The sequence below is a fragment of the Zobellia uliginosa genome (assembly GCF_018860745.1).
Taxonomy (GTDB): Bacteria; Bacteroidota; Bacteroidia; order Flavobacteriales; family Flavobacteriaceae; genus Zobellia; species Zobellia uliginosa_B.
On the sequence record NZ_JAHKPY010000003.1, the window covers coordinates 274,126 to 289,205 of the forward strand.

Sequence of the window (15,080 nt, forward strand, 5' to 3'; positions counted from 1 at the left end):
CTTTTTTCATACAAGGGTTACCAAATTATAGGTGGATCGGCAATGTACATATTATCTTTTAATGGCATAAACATTTTTGAGTTGGTCATAGTAGTAATTGGAAGTTCAACTTTATGTTTAGTGCCCTTGGCAGATGTACCCGTTATTAACTCTATGGCTCTTGCTAAGTACGGTTCCTCCAAATCACCTAAAATTCCTAAATTGGTAACATCTTCTTGCAAATCTATATCAGGAAAGAGACCGTCAGTGAATTCTGAAAACCCTTCTGCATTTTCATTTCTTCCCAATAAAGGCTGAATGGCCCATTTGTTGTTAGATTTAATTTTGCTTGTTCTTTCGGCACTGTAGATATATTTATTATCTCTATCATCTACCATGGTTACAGAAAATTCGTTTTTTCCTCGTGTGGTTTCTCCTATTTGAACAATATCCATATAAGGTCTTAGTCCATTTATTACCAATTCACTCGCGGAAGCTGTACCTGAAGTAGTTAAGATATAAACTTTTTTAAGATTCAAGGTATTAATAGCGGTTCCTTTTGAAGTTTTATCAGCAAAAAAACGTCTTAGTTCCGTATCGTTATCGTCTAGTATTTTTTGATATTTATCATTATAAAGCGCTTTTAAGAAGACATCTTTTGAATTGGTACCATATATCATACTAGACAAAAGAACTGCCGTATTAACAGAGCCGCCAGGGTTGTACCTTAAATCCAAAACCAACTCGTTTACACCACTTGATTTAAACCGTCCAAAAACGGAATTTAATTGTTCGTCATATTCGTTCGTAAATCCGTTATATACCAAATACCCTATTTTACTGTTTTGTATTTCTATAATTTCATCCAAGAAAATAGGGTTTTCGCTTAGTCCTACTTCTTTGGTTAGTTCTACATCTTTGTCATTCGGTTCAGCATTATCACCCACAATATCGGCCATATTAAGGGTGTAGGAATCATTGTCTCCAAATAGAAGAGATATATAATTTTGGTCCGTTAACGTTGTGCCATTTACACCGGTAAAAAGGTCTCCGCGGTTTATTTGTTTAGTTGCGGCATTGGAATTCGGTACAATGTATTGTACATAGCCATAAAGTTGGCTATTATCCTTTTGTTGGCGAACCAAGCCAAACATAAGGCCGTTGCTTTTAGAAATACCGGCCAAAGATTGTGTTAGTTCTACGTAATCATCAGAAAAAAAACTAAATCTGTCTTCTGAGAAAAGCAGTTTGTTATCAAAAAATTTTCCCGGATCGGATTCAGAAGCAAGAAATTCAGTGTAGACGGCTGATCCTTCTTTAGTGTTAGGAAATTTAGCATCGGACAAATTTTCTACGTCTAATTGCCAAAAATACCAGAAATTCATGGCTTTCCACATAAAATCTTGCACTTCTACCCCTGCGTCAGGGTCAGGGTCTACCGTATCGGGAATAGTAAAATCATCGTTTTCAGAACAAGAAAAAGTTATAAAAAGAAAAAGAAACAATCCGGTTATTGTGCTTTTGTTCATAGCCGCTTACATAAATTATAGAGATGGTAAGGGATTGCCCTACTAGAATATCACAACGTAAAAATGTTTATCTTATTTTTAATTTTCTGATTTTAACGGATTAATGAGACCGTCCATTAGCATAGTGTTAGCTCCAGGTTTAAACATTTTGGAATTTGAAATATAATTGACAGGTAAAACCGGTTCTAAACTTCTTTTTGCGGTTTGGCCGGAAATAACGGATAGTGCAAGAGCTAGTAGTGGTTCTCCAGTGTCTCCCAAAACCCCTAATGTGGCAGCATCTTCTCTAAGCTCATAGTCTGGATTTAAACCATCTGTATAATTAGAAAAACCATCGGCATTTTCATTACGACCTAATAAAGGTTGAAGCCCCCATTGATTCTCTGGGTTAATTTGGTCTTCACGGTCCGGATTATAGAAGTAATTATTGTCAGGGTCATCCACAAAAGTATTGGAGAACTCGTTTTTTCCTACAGTTGTTGTGCCTACATGAACAACTTTCACATAGGGTTCAAGTCCGTTTATTACCAATTCACTAGCAGAAGCGGTGGCTCCTGTCGCGATTACAAATAAACGTTTTAAATTCAAGGTAGTTAAAGGAGTTTCACTGTCATAAGTTTTGTCAGTGAAATTATCTTCTCCATCACCCGCATCAAAAGTTGACATAATTTTATCGTTATAACGCGCTTTAAGAAAAAGCTGATCAGTTTCTGTGCCATATACGGCGCTTGCAATTTGTATTGCTGATGTAACTCTTCCCCCACCATTATATCTAAAGTCAAGTACTAGTTCGTCAATATTTTCTGCTTTTAAATCAGCAAAAACTTGGTTTAATTCATCATCATAGCTAGCTACAAAAGAATTGTACATAATATACCCTACTTTGGTTCCATTTTCCTCAATTACTTTTGAAAGTAAAATTGGGTTTTCAGCCAGACCTTCCTCTTTTGTTAGAATTACCGTTTTGTCATTGGGGGTTATTGTTAAGTCAACAATATCGGCCATACCTAAAGTATAGCTGTCTTTGGAAAATAAATCAAAATTGTTATCGTCCTCTGAGTTATAATAAAGTTGTTCTCCATCTACGGTTGTAAAAATATCACCTCTGTTTACACCTTTACTTGCGGCATCAGAACCAGCTACAATATATTGAACATAACCAAAAACGTCATTCCCATCCCCAAAGTATGAAAGTCCAAATTCCATTCCATTACTGGTAGATACTCCTTGTTGAGAATTAACAAGATCTCTATAATCTTCTCTTAGATAACTAAATCTATCCTCTGTAAAGAGCAGGTTATCGTAAAATATGTTTGGGTCTGATTCTGAGGCTAAAAATGAAATATAATCAGGGTCAACAGTATCAGTGAATTTATTGTCTACTAAATTAGGTACATCAGCTTGCCAAAAATAGAAAGCATTCATTACCTGGTACATGAAATCTTGTGTAGGGTAATCACTGGCGGTTTTTAATTCTTCCTCAACAATTTCCTCCTGTTCTTCAGGAAATATATTATCGTCATTTTTACAACTAATAAATAAAAATCCTGCTGCAAGGAACAATAAGAGATACTTTTTCATAGTTTTTCATTAAACGGTAAAACAACCAAATCAATTACCGTTCCAAAAGAAAGAAGATAATATAACGGGGGAGTTTAAATTAAAGGTTCTAAGTTAGTATACGTATATACTTAGTAAAAGGTTGTGCTAATTACTTACACAATTGAAATATAAAAAAAAATTGTAACATAAGTAAGAGATGTTCGTCTTCCTTATGTAACACCTTCTTGAGGAGTTTAAAATAACCAGATCATTAGAATGCAACAGGCAGATTTTTTAAAGATTGTGGGACCATTTCAGGATAAGCTGTTCCGTTTGGCAAAACGGTTGTTAGTGTCCAGGGAAGAAGCTGAGGATGCTACGCAAGAGATTCTGTTAAAGCTATGGGCTAAGAATAAGAGTATAGAACAGTATAAGAGTGTAGAGGCTTTTGCAATGACCATGACCAAAAATTTTTGTTTAGACCGGTTAAAATCAAAACAAGCAGGGAATTTAAAACTTGTTCATACCAATTACGAGGAGAAAGGGAGTTTGCTACAGAAAAAAATTGAAGCAAATGATAGTGTTAAGTGGGTACAAAAAATAATGGAAGATTTACCCGAACAACAAAAAATGGTTTTGCAGTTGCGCGACGTAGAAGAATATGACTATGATGAGATTGCCAATATGTTAGAAATGAAGCCTACGGCAGTTAGGGTGGCCTTATCTCGGGCTAGAAAAACGGTGAGAGATAAATTAATAAAAAAACACAGTTATGGAATTGGATAAAATAGAAAGATTGCTTGAAAAGTACTTTGAAGCAGATACCACGGTTGCAGAAGAAAAGCTGCTGCAAAGGTATTTTTCTAAAGATGATATACCTGAAAATCTGCAACAATATGTTGCACTGTTCAAATTTATGGACAATGCCAAAGAAGAACGGTTTTCTAAGGAAGTTGTATTGGAGCCTGAAACTAGAGGCGCCGGAAATAGTTTATATAAATGGATGTCTATTGCAGCAGCAGTCATGCTAATGTTCGGAGTGTATTTAGGAAAAAATTATTATGATGAAAAGGAATTAGAGCAACAACAAGCTTTATATGCTTATAATGAAACCAAAAAGGCATTAGATATGCTTAGTCACAATATGGAAAGAGGTACAGAAAAAATAGGGTATCTAAATGAGTTTGTAGTGGCGAAAGAAAAAATATATAACAAAAAATAAAATTAAAACCCGAAAAATGAAACAGATATTAATTGTACTAATAGTAGCGGTGTTGCCAATTATGGGCTTTTCACAGTCCCTATTTGATAAATATGAAGATTTAGATGATGTTAGTGCCGTAGTAGTGAACCGCAGTATGTTCAATCTTTTGAGTAAAATAGACGTTGAGGTAGATGATCCTGAGGCCAAAGACTTTATGGATATAGCCAAGAGTTTAAATAACCTTAAAGTTTTTATAACGGAAGACAAGTCTATTTCTACGGACATGAAATTATCGGTAGAGAAGTATCTTAAATCTGCTAAGCTGGAAGAACTAATGCGTGTAAAAGATAAGGATGCAAATGTTAAGTTTTATATCCGTGCTGGTAAAGATGACGATCATGTGAGTGAGCTTTTAATGTTTGTGACAGGTATTAACAACGCAGACCTTGATGTAAACGGTAGAAAGTTTGAAACGGTACTTTTGTCGTTAACAGGAGATATAGATCTAAACAAGATAGGTTCTTTGACCAAAAAAATGAATTTGCCAGAAGAGTTGAACGAAGCTGGTAAGAATAGAAAGTAAATTAATCATCATCAATCAATAATCAAAAACAATCATTAATCTTAAAACGAACAGTCATGAAAAAATTAAGTGTATTTCTAGTAATAACGTTGTTACCCTTCCTTGGTATTTCGCAATCTATATTTGACAAGTATGATAACATGAACAATGTAGGTTCTGTTACCGTAAACAAAAGTATGATCAGACTAGCAGGTAACATAGCTGCTTTTGATGAGAGCGACCGGGATTCTCAGGATTTTGCAGAACTTGCCCAAGGCTTAGACAATATTAAGGTATTTATTACCGAAGATGCAGGAATATCCGAAGACATGGGTAAAACAGTTAAAAAATATCTGAAATCTTCTAATCTAGAAGAGTTGATGAAAGTGAAGGACAAGGATGCTACCGTAAAGTTCTATATTAAAGAAGGTAGAGATGAAGATCATGTTAGTGAGCTTTTATTATTCGTGTCGGATATTAATAGTGATGAGCTAGATATGGGCAATAGAAAATTTGAAAGTGTTTTGGTATCGCTAACAGGAGATATCGATTTAAATAAAATTGGTGCTCTGACCCGAAAAATGAATCTGCCCGAAGAATTGAATGAAGTAGGAGGAAGGTAATATCTATCAAAGCTAATTTTTAGGCATAAAAGACATCTATATGAAAAAAGCAAAAATTGTTATAGCTGCACTACTTTTAGTTATTGTAAGTGCTTGTAATTCCACCCCCAGCCTACAGGAGTATTATGTGGCAAATTCTGAGAACCCTAATTTTATGACTTTGGATTTACCTGTAGGATTATTAAATATACAGCAAGCAAAATTGTCTAAAGAAGAAAAAGAGAGTATCGGGACATTAAAGAAATTAAATGTTCTGGCTTTTAAGAAGACCGATACAAATAATGCTGATTTTCTAAAGGAACAAACCATCATTAAGTCAATTCTTAAAAACAAGGATTTTACGGAACTTATGAAAATGAATACGGATTTTGGTAAGGCCACTATTAAGTATTTAGGTAATGAAGATGCCATTGATGAGGTTGTTATTTATGGAGATAATGAAGAAAAAGGCTTTTTAGTAGTTCGAGTTTTAGGAAATAACATGAATCCTGCAAAAATGATTCAGTTTGTTCAAACTCTGGAAAAATCAGAGGTAAACGGAAGTGAACTTTCTAAGGTTCTGGACTTTATGAAGTAATCAATGCATATTGTTTCGTATTAAAAAACAAACCAAATTTATTGGTTTGTTTTTTTTTGGATAAAATTTAAAGTTTTTAGTGACCTTTTGATAAATCGGGTGTCTTACACATTGAAGCATTAATCTAAAAACGAGAAACTAGCATGGAACAAGCAGAAGTATGGATGAATAAAGGCATTGATTTTGCCGTGGAATACGGACCTAAAGTTATTGGGGCAATAATAATTTATATTATTGGTTCTTGGGTTATTAAAAAAATAGTGAACCTCGTTCGAAAAGGAATGACTAGCCAGGAATACGATGTATCACTTCAGAAATTTTTACTGAGTTTGGTAAAATGGGCTCTGACGATTTTTTTGATAATTACCGTAATTTCAACCTTAGGAGTAGACACTACTAGTTTTGCTGCTATAATTGCAGCTGCAGGTTTAGCTATTGGTCTTGCACTGCAAGGTTCCTTATCAAATTTTGCAGGCGGGGTTTTGATTATCATTTTCAAGCCTTATAAAATCGGTGACTTGGTAGAAGCCCAAGGCGCTCTAGGTGTTGTTAAGGAGATTGAAATCTTTACAACAAAACTTGTTACTCCAGATAATAAATTGGCAATTATTCCTAACGGAGCCATGTCAAATGGTAATATAGTTAATTATACTGCTGAAGGTAAAATGAGAGTAGATACCACTATAGGAGTTGGGTACGGAGAAGATATTAAAACGGCAAAGGATGTTTTATTAAACGTTCTTATGGCAGACCCAAAAGTTTTAAAAGACCCTGCTCCATCTGTAAATGTTTCTGAACTGGCAGATAGTTCTGTGAACTTTGCAGTACGTCCATTCTGTAAGCCAGAGCATTACTGGGATGTATATTTTGGAACGTTGGAAAACTGTAAGTTAGCACTTGATAAAGCTGGAATTGAAATTCCTTACCCACATCAAGTTGAGATACAAAAGAAAGGATAAGATTACCTAAACACTAACCATTATCCCCCGAAGAAGGCCGCAATTGCGGCCTTTTTTTTGTTTAGGAAATATGGTGATTTTTAGATACCAGTGTAGTTACTTGGCGTAATTACTTTTAACTCTTGTTTAATTGCATCTGAAACCTCAAGCGTATCAATAAACTCAGCAATTGAATTCTGGTTTATTTTTGTATTGGTGCGTGTAAGTCCTTTTAGAGCTTCATACGGATTAGGGTAGCCTTCTCTTCTTAATATAGTCTGAATAGCTTCGGCCACTACCGCCCAGTTATTTTCTAAGTCTTGTTCAAATTTTTCTTTATTCAATAAAAGCTTGTTCAAACCTTTTAAAGTAGATTGAAAAGCGATAATAGTATGAGCAAATGGCATACCGGCATTTCTAAGAACTGTACTGTCCGTAAGGTCTCGTTGTAATCTTGATACGGGAAGTTTTGCAGAAAGATGCTCAAACAATGCATTTGCAATACCTAAGTTTCCTTCCGAGTTTTCAAAATCTATTGGATTTACTTTATGTGGCATTGCCGAAGAACCAACTTCTCCTTTTTTAATTTTTTGCTTGAAATAATCCATGGAAACATAGGTCCAAAAATCCCTGTCCAAATCCAAAATAATTGTATTGATACGCTTAAGATTATCGAACAATGCGGCCATATGGTCATAATGTTCAATTTGCGTAGTAGGGAAGGAGTGGTGCAATCCCAGTTTTTCTTGAACGAATTTAGTTCCAAAAGCTTTCCAGTCAATAGAAGGATAGGCTACTTTATGCGCATTGTAGTTTCCTGTTGCACCACCAAATTTAGCGGCACTCGGAATATCGTTCAATAAGTTGAATTGTTCTTTTAATCGAACTACAAAAACTCCTATTTCTTTTCCAAGACGGGTAGGAGAGGCAGGCTGGCCATGTGTTCTGGCCAACATTGGAATATCTGCCCATTCAGTTGCCAATTCTTGAATTTTGTTCAATAAAGTGGTGTATTCGGGTACATATACTTCGTTAGTAGCTTCTTTGATAGATAGTGGTATTGCCGTGTTGTTTATATCCTGAGAAGTCAGTCCAAAATGAATGAATTCTTTATGAGCGGACAATCCCAACTTATCAAAAGCTGCTTTTATAAAATATTCAACCGCTTTTACATCGTGATTGGTCGTTTTCTCAATTTCCTTTATTTCTTGCGCATCTTCCGTATCAAAATTAATATAGATTTCCCGTAACGCCTTAAATTTAGATTGGTCAAAATCTGATAGCTGAGGTAGCGGAATTTCGCACAGCGCTATAAAATATTCGATTTCTACCCGAACCCTGTGTTTGATTAGGGCTTCTTCCGAGAAAAATGGTGCCAATGGTTCAGTTTTACTTCTGTAGCGCCCATCTATAGGCGAAATAGCGTTCAAAGCGTTTAGAGACATAACGTTATATAAGGTTGATTTTTGAAAAAAAGCAAAGATACCGTAAGATGGGTAGTTTTAAAAGGTTTTTAAATTTCTTGTGAAAAAAGTTGTGACTAAAAAGTTAATAACTTGGATTTTACGAGTAAAGCTTCTTTAACTTGGCAAATGCATGGCGGGCTCTCGCTTTGTATGCCGCACTACCTTCGGCATAATTCTTCTCCAAAATCATTTGTAATTCTGGGTGAACCCAATCGTATTTGTGTCCTAATTGGAACAGAGAAGTTATTGAATATGCTTTTGCTGCAACTTTATGGTCGCCAATCAACCAATCAAAACAAGCTGATGTAATTCGCTCCAATTGCTTTTCTGTCATAATATTTTTAAGTCCGATATTATTTTTGGAGAAATACGTTTCAGTCAAAAATTCACAAATTTTGGCTACGGGTCGTATTGCAGATTCAAAATGCACTCGGTGTAAATTGGTTGTAAAATTTTCCAAATGGGGATATATAAAAGATAGATTTTCTTTGGCGGTAAATTCAAGTACCCAGCATGCTCTATTGGATATGGGGTCGTCTATCGCAAAAGCTATTTCCATTAATGGAGCTACAAGTTTTGGGTTTTGAGAAATTAAGGTAGCCATTTCCGAACGCTTTTCACGAGAATGATTTACGTAATCCAATGATTTATAAAGCTCTTCCTTGGTCATAACAGCTTGTTAGTTTTCTTGAATAGTTGCAATTAACTCAGTCACCAGTTTAGGTATGCCTTGTACGGCGGTTTTAGCTATGACGGTAAGGTTATCATAATTGTTTTTGGACACGTTGGGTTTGGGGTCTATAAAATAAATGGGAATATCGCTTTGGGCATAATCAATAAGGCTGGCGGCAGGGTATACTTGCATTGATGTACCAATAATAATCACAACATCTGCATTTTGAGTAGCAATTGCCGCTTGCTCCAAAAGGGGTACAGCTTCACCAAACCAAACAATGTGCGGCCTTAATTGATGTCCTTTATTACAGCAATCACCTAAATTAAGGTCATTGGACCATGGTATCACTTCATTTTCGTATTTGGTACTCCGTACTTTTAAAAGTTCACCGTGAATATGTATTACATTAGAGCTTCCTGCCCTTTCGTGAAGGTCATCTACATTTTGGGTAACGATGGTGACTTCAAAAAAATCTTCGAGTTCTACCAAAGCTTTATGTGCTATGTTAGGAGATACCTCGTGTAATTGTTTTCTTCTTTGATTATAAAAATTAAGGACTAATTCCGGGTTTTTTGCGAAACCTTGGGGAGAGGCAACTTCCATAACATCATGCCCTTCCCATAAACCACCTGCATCCCTAAAGGTGTTTATGCCACTTTCCGCGCTTATTCCGGCTCCCGTTAATACAGTAATTTTTTTCTTCATCGTTATAAAAATAGAGTTTTTATTATATTCGGTATATGGTAGATGAGCAACTTCTTGAATATCTTGAAAATTTTATATCCGAAGAAAGAAAACAACGTTTTTTAGAAATACTGGAAGAGCGCACAAGATTGCTTACAGTAGCGATTGAAGATTTGTACCAAATGCATAACACAAGTGCTGTTATCCGCAGTTGTGAAGTATTCGGTATTCAAGACGCACATGTAATTGAATCGCGGTATGGTAAAAAATTAGATGACGAAATTGCGATGGGAGCGCAAAAATGGGTGGATACACATAGGCACAAGAGTACTACGGATTGTATTAAAGTATTAAAGAAAAGTGGGTATAAAATTATTGCAACAACCCCACATAACGATTCAACTTTTTTAGAGGATTTTGAAATTGAAGGTAAGACAGCCTTGTTATTTGGAACAGAGCGGACGGGGCTGAGTAAGGAGGCGCTAGATATGAGCGATGGGTTTCTAAAAATTCCTATGTTCGGTTTTACTGAGAGTCTAAATATCTCTGTTTCTGCCGCAATAATATTGCAAAAACTTGCGCATAAAATAAGAAATCCAGAATTGGACTGGAAATTGACTGATGAGGAAAAACTAGAAAAAAGACTGGATTGGACCAAAAAATCAGTGAGGAGTATTGATGATATACTCAAAAGATTTGATACGGATACAAAGAATAATGAAGGCTGAATTTTAGTGCTAGTTTATTCTTTTAATTCTAAAAGCGCAATATTAAAATCGTTCTCTAAGATTACTTTCCCATTTGCTACTGTAACTTCTGTTTCTGAATAAGTGTCATATAGTTTAGTTCCGTCCCCAAAAAAACCTTTTACCCAGAGAGATTTTTTGCCTTTTGGTAAATCTAGTCCTATAGCCACCTTGTCCTTATAGTTCCCCTCTACATAGGTTCTGCTAAAAACATAAGGTTTCTTGCCAAGTCTTCTGTGTTTTCCTGCTCCAACCGCCAAATGGTCTCTTCTGAATGTACCTAGTTTTTTCCAGTGTTTTAATATTTCTTGAGTGCTAGAAAGACTATCTAATTCTTTCCAATTCATAAATGAGCGTAGTGACGCATCACCTTGAACAGGATTTTGTACGCTACCTTCAATAGTTATATCCCGAGCAGTTTCATCTCCGTAATAAATTTGAGAAGCCCCTGGAGTGAGTAATAGAACGTTGGCCGCTTTAAAGGGGTCTGTCCTTTCGGCATCATAAGGATTACCATCATCATGGGAGGTTAAATAGTTTACTACGCTTTTACCGATAAGGTCCGTGTTTAAAATTTTATTGTATTTGCGAAAAATGGACTCATAGTCCTTCTTGGCATCCTCTTTAAGTTCAAAATTGATAAGACTTTTAAATCCGTTGGCAAAATAATCTACTTTTTTATCTGTAAAATCATATGTCCTTCCAGAAGAAACCCCATAATTATAAACTTCACCTACCATATAAAACGGTTGCTCATCCAAGACTTTGTCCGGATGCATTTTTTTCCAGTTTTCAAAAGCATAGGAAGCTTCTTTGTAAAGTTCGGCCCAAGTGTTTTCATTTACATGTTTTACGGTATCAACTCTAAAACCATCTACGCCCAAGTTGTTTACGTAGTCGGTTAGCCATTTAATAATGTAGAACCTAGGAGCTCTTGGATATCCTGTTCGTTCAAAAAATAGTTGAAGTTCATCAAGCTCTTGACTTAAGCGTCCTTCATCTTTCCATTTAGCCAATAAGGCATCTGGCAGTTCAACAGGCTCATTAGATTCGGTTTTAATATCGGGTAAATTATCGACTAACGTACACTCAACCGTAGTTTCGTAATTAGCAAAATCACAGGTAGGTTCTGTTCTAATCCAATCTTCGGGCCAAGCCTGGTCAATATCTGTAATTGGGCCTGTATGATTAATAACTACATCCATCAATACCCGAATACCATGCTGGTGTGCTGTTTTAACCATGGTCTCTAAATCTTTTCGGGTACCAAAATTGGGGTCAAGGTCCGTCCAATCTTTTGTCCAATAACCATGATAGCCATAAGTGTTACCTGTGCCTTCATCCGTGCTGCCGTGAATCTGTTCAACAACTGGAGTAAACCAAATAGCGTTAATTCCTAGGTCTGAAAAATAGCCTTCTTCGATTTTCTGGGTTATACCTTGAATGTCACCTCCCATGAAACTCCTTAAAGGTCCGGTTGGTTCTGTTCTTTCAAAATTTAAGTCGTTTTCTTTATTGCCATTATTGAATCTATCGGTCAATAAAAAGTAAATATTAGCTCCTTCCCATGCGAAAGGGATATCTTTTGCAGGTTTAATTGTTTTGGAAATAGTATCGGTCTTTACCGCTACTTCTTTTACAATATCTTTTTGCTCTTGTTTGCAAGCAATAAGAAGGGACAATATAATAACCGCGGAGAGCAGTCTTTTCATAAGAGTTCTATTTTCCCTAAAGCTATAAAATGCAATGGGAAATAGAAAATTTATTTTTTACGATTTAATACTTTGAAATCTTCGTAGCAACTGCTGATTGCATCTAGAATTTGTAGGTCATTGGCAGTTCTTATAAAAGATTTGGAGTAATTACAATTATTTAAAATATCTTGAATGTCCAGCTTTTCAATCTGAAGTAGTTCCATTAATACCTCACGATCAAATTTTGATGCCAAAAGATCCCTTATTTGGTCATCTTCTTTAATTTTACGCAATTTCTTCATCTGATTGGGCTGTTTTCCAAAAAGATTTCGCAGTAGATCTGCGGGATTTAATATAGCGCCCAAAACTTTTGTAACAGCACTTGGGTTTTTGTTACCTCCTTCGTAACCTACTGAAAGCCCTGATATACTGTACTGATATGCATTGTTGATAGGTGCATTTTTTACATCTATTTCAAGATATCCCGTAAGCTGATAAGGTTTGACAATTACCTCTTCTAAGGCATAAGCAAGTTCAGTTAAGGCAATTTTTGTATCCTTAAATTTGAACATGTCATTGGTAACCCTAATTTTTTGGGACTTGAACCCTAAAAAAGAAAAGTAAAGGATGTCATCTACGGATGCTAAAATTGAAAACTCGCCATCCTTCTTTGTTATGGTTCCTCTAACCTTGTCCAAGTTTATTACGTGAACATCGCCCATAAGGGCATCGGTCTGGGCGTTTACAACTATGGCTTTTATTTCTTTTTCCTCTAAAACTTCTTCTTCTTGAGCAAACGAAAAGGCAGAGATAAAAAGAAGGATAATAACGAAAATTGGTTTCATTGCTTTATGCATACGGGTTTAAAAGTACTAAACAAAACAAAAAAATACGCCGAAGCGTATTTTTTAATATACAATTAACTTTAAATGTAAGTTATAACGGACTTAAAAGAAGTCTGTTCTGCTTTTAGAGCTTCTTCTTTTACCGGAATGGCTAGATTTACCTCTTGATGAGTTTCTGTTGTTGTCTCTGTTTCTTGAACGGCCCCCACGATCGTTGTCGCGATCTCTTCTTCCGCGACCTCCACCGCTTCTTCCACGGCCACCTCCGCCGTTTCCGCCAGGGTTTTTAGAAACTTCAACGTTTATGAATCTGCCTTCTAGTTTAAAGTCGGTAAAGAAAGAAAGAATTTTATCTGTATGTTCTGCTTCAGTATTGAAGAAAGAAAATGAATCCTTTGTATCAACTTTGTAAACATCTTCTTTTCCTAGGCTTAATGTATCGCGTAGGAAGTCTTTTAATGACATCCAATCGTAACCATCTTTCTCTCCAACATTTATAAAGTAACGAACAGAACCATTAGAAGGTGCATGTGAGTTTCTCTCACCTCTGTCTCTATCACGACCACGATCGACAGAAGTGTTCATGTCTTTAGTTTTGTTGTAGTAATTAGAGAAACGAGTGAATTCTACAGATACTATTTTTTTAATAAGTTCATCACGGTCTAAACCTTCTAGAACATCATTAATGGCAGGAAGATAGTTTTCCACATCTGTATTAATTTCTGTCTCCTTGATTTTATTGGCCAAGTGATATAACTGAATCTCGCAAATTTCAATTCCTGTTGGAATTTTCTTTGATAAGAAATCCTGTTGTAGTTTTCTCTCTATAGCATGAATCTTACGCATTTCACTTCTGGTAATAATAACCATGGAAATACCTGATTTACCAGCTCTACCCGTACGGCCACTTCTGTGGGTGTATGTTTCGATTTCATCTGGTAGTTGGTAATTAATTACGTGTGTAACATCATCAACATCAATACCACGAGCCGCTACATCTGTAGCAACCAACATCTGAATTTGTTTCTTACGAAACGAGTTCATCACCAGATCGCGCTGATTTTGGCTTAAGTCGCCATGTAAAGCACCTGCGTTATACCCATCTTCGATCAGCTTTTCAGCTACACGTTGGGTATCTCTTTTAGTTCTACAGAATACTACCGAGAAAATATCAGGATTAGCATCTGCAAGTCTTTTAAGGGCAGGATATCTATCTCTTCCGCCAACTACGTAATATTCATGTTGTACGGTAGATGTTCCTGCGTTTTTAGCTCCTACTGTAATTTCAATAGGGCTATGCATGAATTTTTTAGCAATTGTAGCTACTTCTCTTGGCATAGTTGCAGAGAATAACCAGGTAGATTTGTCTTTAGGTGTATTAGAAAGAATATCCTTAATGTCTTCAAAAAAGCCCATGTTGAGCATTTCATCAGCTTCATCAAGAATACAATAATCTATTTTAGTAATATCAACAAGACCACGGCTAATCATATCTTTCATTCGGCCAGGAGTTGCTACAACTATCTGTGCTCCGCGTTTGATCTGTCTTGCTTGGTCCGTTATGCTCGCCCCACCATAAATAGCAACGGTGTTCAAACCTTTTACGAATTTAGAATAGGCTTGCATCTCTTTGGTAATCTGTAGACACAGTTCACGAGTAGGGGATAGTATTAAACCTTGAGTGGTTCTACTATTATGGTCTACTTTCTGTATTAAAGGAAAACCAAAGGCAGCCGTTTTACCGGTTCCTGTTTGTGCAAGCGCAACTAGATCCGTTTCGCTTTCCAATAAAATTGGGATTGCTTTTTCCTGTACTTCAGATGGGCTTTCAAATCCCATGTCGTTGACAGCGTCCAATATGGACTTGTCTAGCCCTAAGGCTTCAAATTTTGTCATAAAAAAGGTATACTTAATCGCTAATAGGTGCGTTGCATAGAGCGATTATCGTATATAACCTTAGTACTCAGAGCAACACCTGCCATACCGGCGGCGTTAAAATTAAGGTGCAAAGGTAC

General features: G+C 36.1%; 15 protein-coding genes. 7 read left to right on the top strand and 8 right to left on the bottom strand.

Annotated features, from left to right (window positions below; genetic code table 11):
• Positions 1-17 precede the first annotated feature (17 nt).
• Together KO521_RS04920 and KO521_RS04925 are read right to left on the bottom strand one after the other, a co-directional pair.
• Positions 18-1,508: a S41 family peptidase gene (locus tag KO521_RS04920; protein WP_215938797.1), complete on the bottom strand. Its 1,491-nt coding sequence runs from the start codon at positions 1,506-1,508 to the stop codon at positions 18-20.
• A 78-nt stretch (positions 1,509-1,586) separates the two neighbouring features.
• On the bottom strand, positions 1,587-3,089 hold the full coding sequence (locus KO521_RS04925; RefSeq protein WP_215938798.1) for a S41 family peptidase: 1,503 nt from the start codon (positions 3,087-3,089) through the stop codon (positions 1,587-1,589).
• 237 nt (positions 3,090-3,326) lie between these two features.
• On the opposite strand from KO521_RS04925, the gene KO521_RS04930 reads away from it, so the two are divergent.
• The 6 genes from KO521_RS04930 (at position 3,327) to KO521_RS04955 (ending at position 6,975) form a co-directional block, all read left to right on the top strand.
• Positions 3,327-3,836: an RNA polymerase sigma factor gene (locus KO521_RS04930; RefSeq protein ID WP_215938799.1), complete on the top strand. Its 510-nt coding sequence runs from the start codon at positions 3,327-3,329 to the stop codon at positions 3,834-3,836.
• On the top strand, positions 3,823-4,272 hold the full coding sequence (locus KO521_RS04935) for a hypothetical protein (RefSeq protein ID WP_215938800.1): 450 nt from the start codon (positions 3,823-3,825) through the stop codon (positions 4,270-4,272). Before KO521_RS04930 ends, KO521_RS04935 begins: the two co-directional genes overlap by 14 nt.
• Before the next feature lie 16 nt (positions 4,273-4,288).
• On the top strand, positions 4,289-4,837 hold the full coding sequence (locus KO521_RS04940; protein ID WP_215938801.1) for a DUF4252 domain-containing protein: 549 nt from the start codon (positions 4,289-4,291) through the stop codon (positions 4,835-4,837).
• Between the two features lie 56 nt (positions 4,838-4,893).
• The gene (locus tag KO521_RS04945) at positions 4,894-5,439 is read left to right on the top strand and encodes a DUF4252 domain-containing protein (protein ID WP_215938802.1); all 546 of its coding nucleotides are present in this window, start codon (positions 4,894-4,896) and stop codon (positions 5,437-5,439) included.
• A 40-nt stretch (positions 5,440-5,479) separates the two neighbouring features.
• Positions 5,480-6,016 (top strand): DUF4252 domain-containing protein, encoded by a 537-nt coding sequence (locus KO521_RS04950; protein WP_215938803.1) that lies wholly within the window; start codon positions 5,480-5,482, stop codon positions 6,014-6,016.
• Positions 6,017-6,159: 143 nt separating this feature from the next.
• Complete coding sequence (locus KO521_RS04955) at positions 6,160-6,975, top strand: mechanosensitive ion channel family protein (RefSeq protein WP_215938804.1); 816 nt, start codon at positions 6,160-6,162, stop codon at positions 6,973-6,975.
• An 80-nt stretch (positions 6,976-7,055) separates the two neighbouring features.
• Here the strand turns inward: KO521_RS04955 and purB are convergent, their stop codons facing one another.
• The 3 genes from purB to KO521_RS04970 all read right to left on the bottom strand — a co-directional run bounded on the left by purB (position 7,056) and on the right by KO521_RS04970 (position 9,801).
• Positions 7,056-8,399: an adenylosuccinate lyase gene (gene purB, locus KO521_RS04960; RefSeq protein ID WP_215938805.1), complete on the bottom strand. Its 1,344-nt coding sequence runs from the start codon at positions 8,397-8,399 to the stop codon at positions 7,056-7,058.
• A gap of 118 nt (positions 8,400-8,517) precedes the next feature.
• Entirely contained in the window at positions 8,518-9,090 is a 573-nt protein-coding gene (locus KO521_RS04965; protein WP_215938806.1) for an adenylosuccinate lyase, read from the bottom strand.
• A 9-nt stretch (positions 9,091-9,099) separates the two neighbouring features.
• Complete coding sequence (locus KO521_RS04970; protein ID WP_215938807.1) at positions 9,100-9,801, bottom strand: SIR2 family NAD-dependent protein deacylase; 702 nt, start codon at positions 9,799-9,801, stop codon at positions 9,100-9,102.
• Positions 9,802-9,836: 35 nt separating this feature from the next.
• Here KO521_RS04970 and KO521_RS04975 point away from each other — a divergent pair, with 35 nt between their 5' ends.
• Positions 9,837-10,508: a TrmH family RNA methyltransferase gene (locus KO521_RS04975; protein ID WP_215938808.1), complete on the top strand. Its 672-nt coding sequence runs from the start codon at positions 9,837-9,839 to the stop codon at positions 10,506-10,508.
• Between the two features lie 14 nt (positions 10,509-10,522).
• Here the strand turns inward: KO521_RS04975 and KO521_RS04980 are convergent, their stop codons facing one another.
• From KO521_RS04980 to KO521_RS04990, 3 genes are all read right to left on the bottom strand, one after another.
• Positions 10,523-12,238, bottom strand: coding sequence for an alpha-amylase family glycosyl hydrolase (locus tag KO521_RS04980; protein WP_215938809.1), 1,716 nt, complete (start codon positions 12,236-12,238; stop codon positions 10,523-10,525).
• A 50-nt stretch (positions 12,239-12,288) separates the two neighbouring features.
• Positions 12,289-13,065 (bottom strand): carboxypeptidase-like regulatory domain-containing protein, encoded by a 777-nt coding sequence (locus KO521_RS04985; RefSeq protein WP_215938810.1) that lies wholly within the window; start codon positions 13,063-13,065, stop codon positions 12,289-12,291.
• A 102-nt stretch (positions 13,066-13,167) separates the two neighbouring features.
• Entirely contained in the window at positions 13,168-14,961 is a 1,794-nt protein-coding gene (locus tag KO521_RS04990; protein ID WP_215938811.1) for a DEAD/DEAH box helicase, read from the bottom strand.
• Positions 14,962-15,080 lie beyond the last annotated feature (119 nt).

Bases quoted from the DNA above. Each gene is read 5' to 3' on its own strand.
- KO521_RS04940 (WP_215938801.1), top strand. From the start codon at position 4,289: ATGAAACAGATATTAATTGTACTAATAGTAGCGGTGTTGCCAATTATG.
- KO521_RS04980 (WP_215938809.1), bottom strand. From the start codon at position 12,238: ATGAAAAGACTGCTCTCCGCGGTTATTATATTGTCCCTTCTTATTGCT.
- KO521_RS04990 (WP_215938811.1), bottom strand. From the start codon at position 14,961: ATGACAAAATTTGAAGCCTTAGGGCTAGACAAGTCCATATTGGACGCT.
- KO521_RS04935 (WP_215938800.1), top strand. From the start codon at position 3,823: ATGGAATTGGATAAAATAGAAAGATTGCTTGAAAAGTACTTTGAAGCA.
- KO521_RS04985 (WP_215938810.1), bottom strand. From the start codon at position 13,065: ATGAAACCAATTTTCGTTATTATCCTTCTTTTTATCTCTGCCTTTTCG.
- KO521_RS04930 (WP_215938799.1), top strand. From the start codon at position 3,327: ATGCAACAGGCAGATTTTTTAAAGATTGTGGGACCATTTCAGGATAAG.
- KO521_RS04945 (WP_215938802.1), top strand. From the start codon at position 4,894: ATGAAAAAATTAAGTGTATTTCTAGTAATAACGTTGTTACCCTTCCTT.
- KO521_RS04955 (WP_215938804.1), top strand. From the start codon at position 6,160: ATGGAACAAGCAGAAGTATGGATGAATAAAGGCATTGATTTTGCCGTG.
- KO521_RS04925 (WP_215938798.1), bottom strand. From the start codon at position 3,089: ATGAAAAAGTATCTCTTATTGTTCCTTGCAGCAGGATTTTTATTTATT.
- KO521_RS04965 (WP_215938806.1), bottom strand. From the start codon at position 9,090: ATGACCAAGGAAGAGCTTTATAAATCATTGGATTACGTAAATCATTCT.
- purB (WP_215938805.1), bottom strand. From the start codon at position 8,399: ATGTCTCTAAACGCTTTGAACGCTATTTCGCCTATAGATGGGCGCTAC.
- KO521_RS04950 (WP_215938803.1), top strand. From the start codon at position 5,480: ATGAAAAAAGCAAAAATTGTTATAGCTGCACTACTTTTAGTTATTGTA.
- KO521_RS04920 (WP_215938797.1), bottom strand. From the start codon at position 1,508: ATGAACAAAAGCACAATAACCGGATTGTTTCTTTTTCTTTTTATAACT.
- KO521_RS04975 (WP_215938808.1), top strand. From the start codon at position 9,837: ATGGTAGATGAGCAACTTCTTGAATATCTTGAAAATTTTATATCCGAA.
- KO521_RS04970 (WP_215938807.1), bottom strand. From the start codon at position 9,801: ATGAAGAAAAAAATTACTGTATTAACGGGAGCCGGAATAAGCGCGGAA.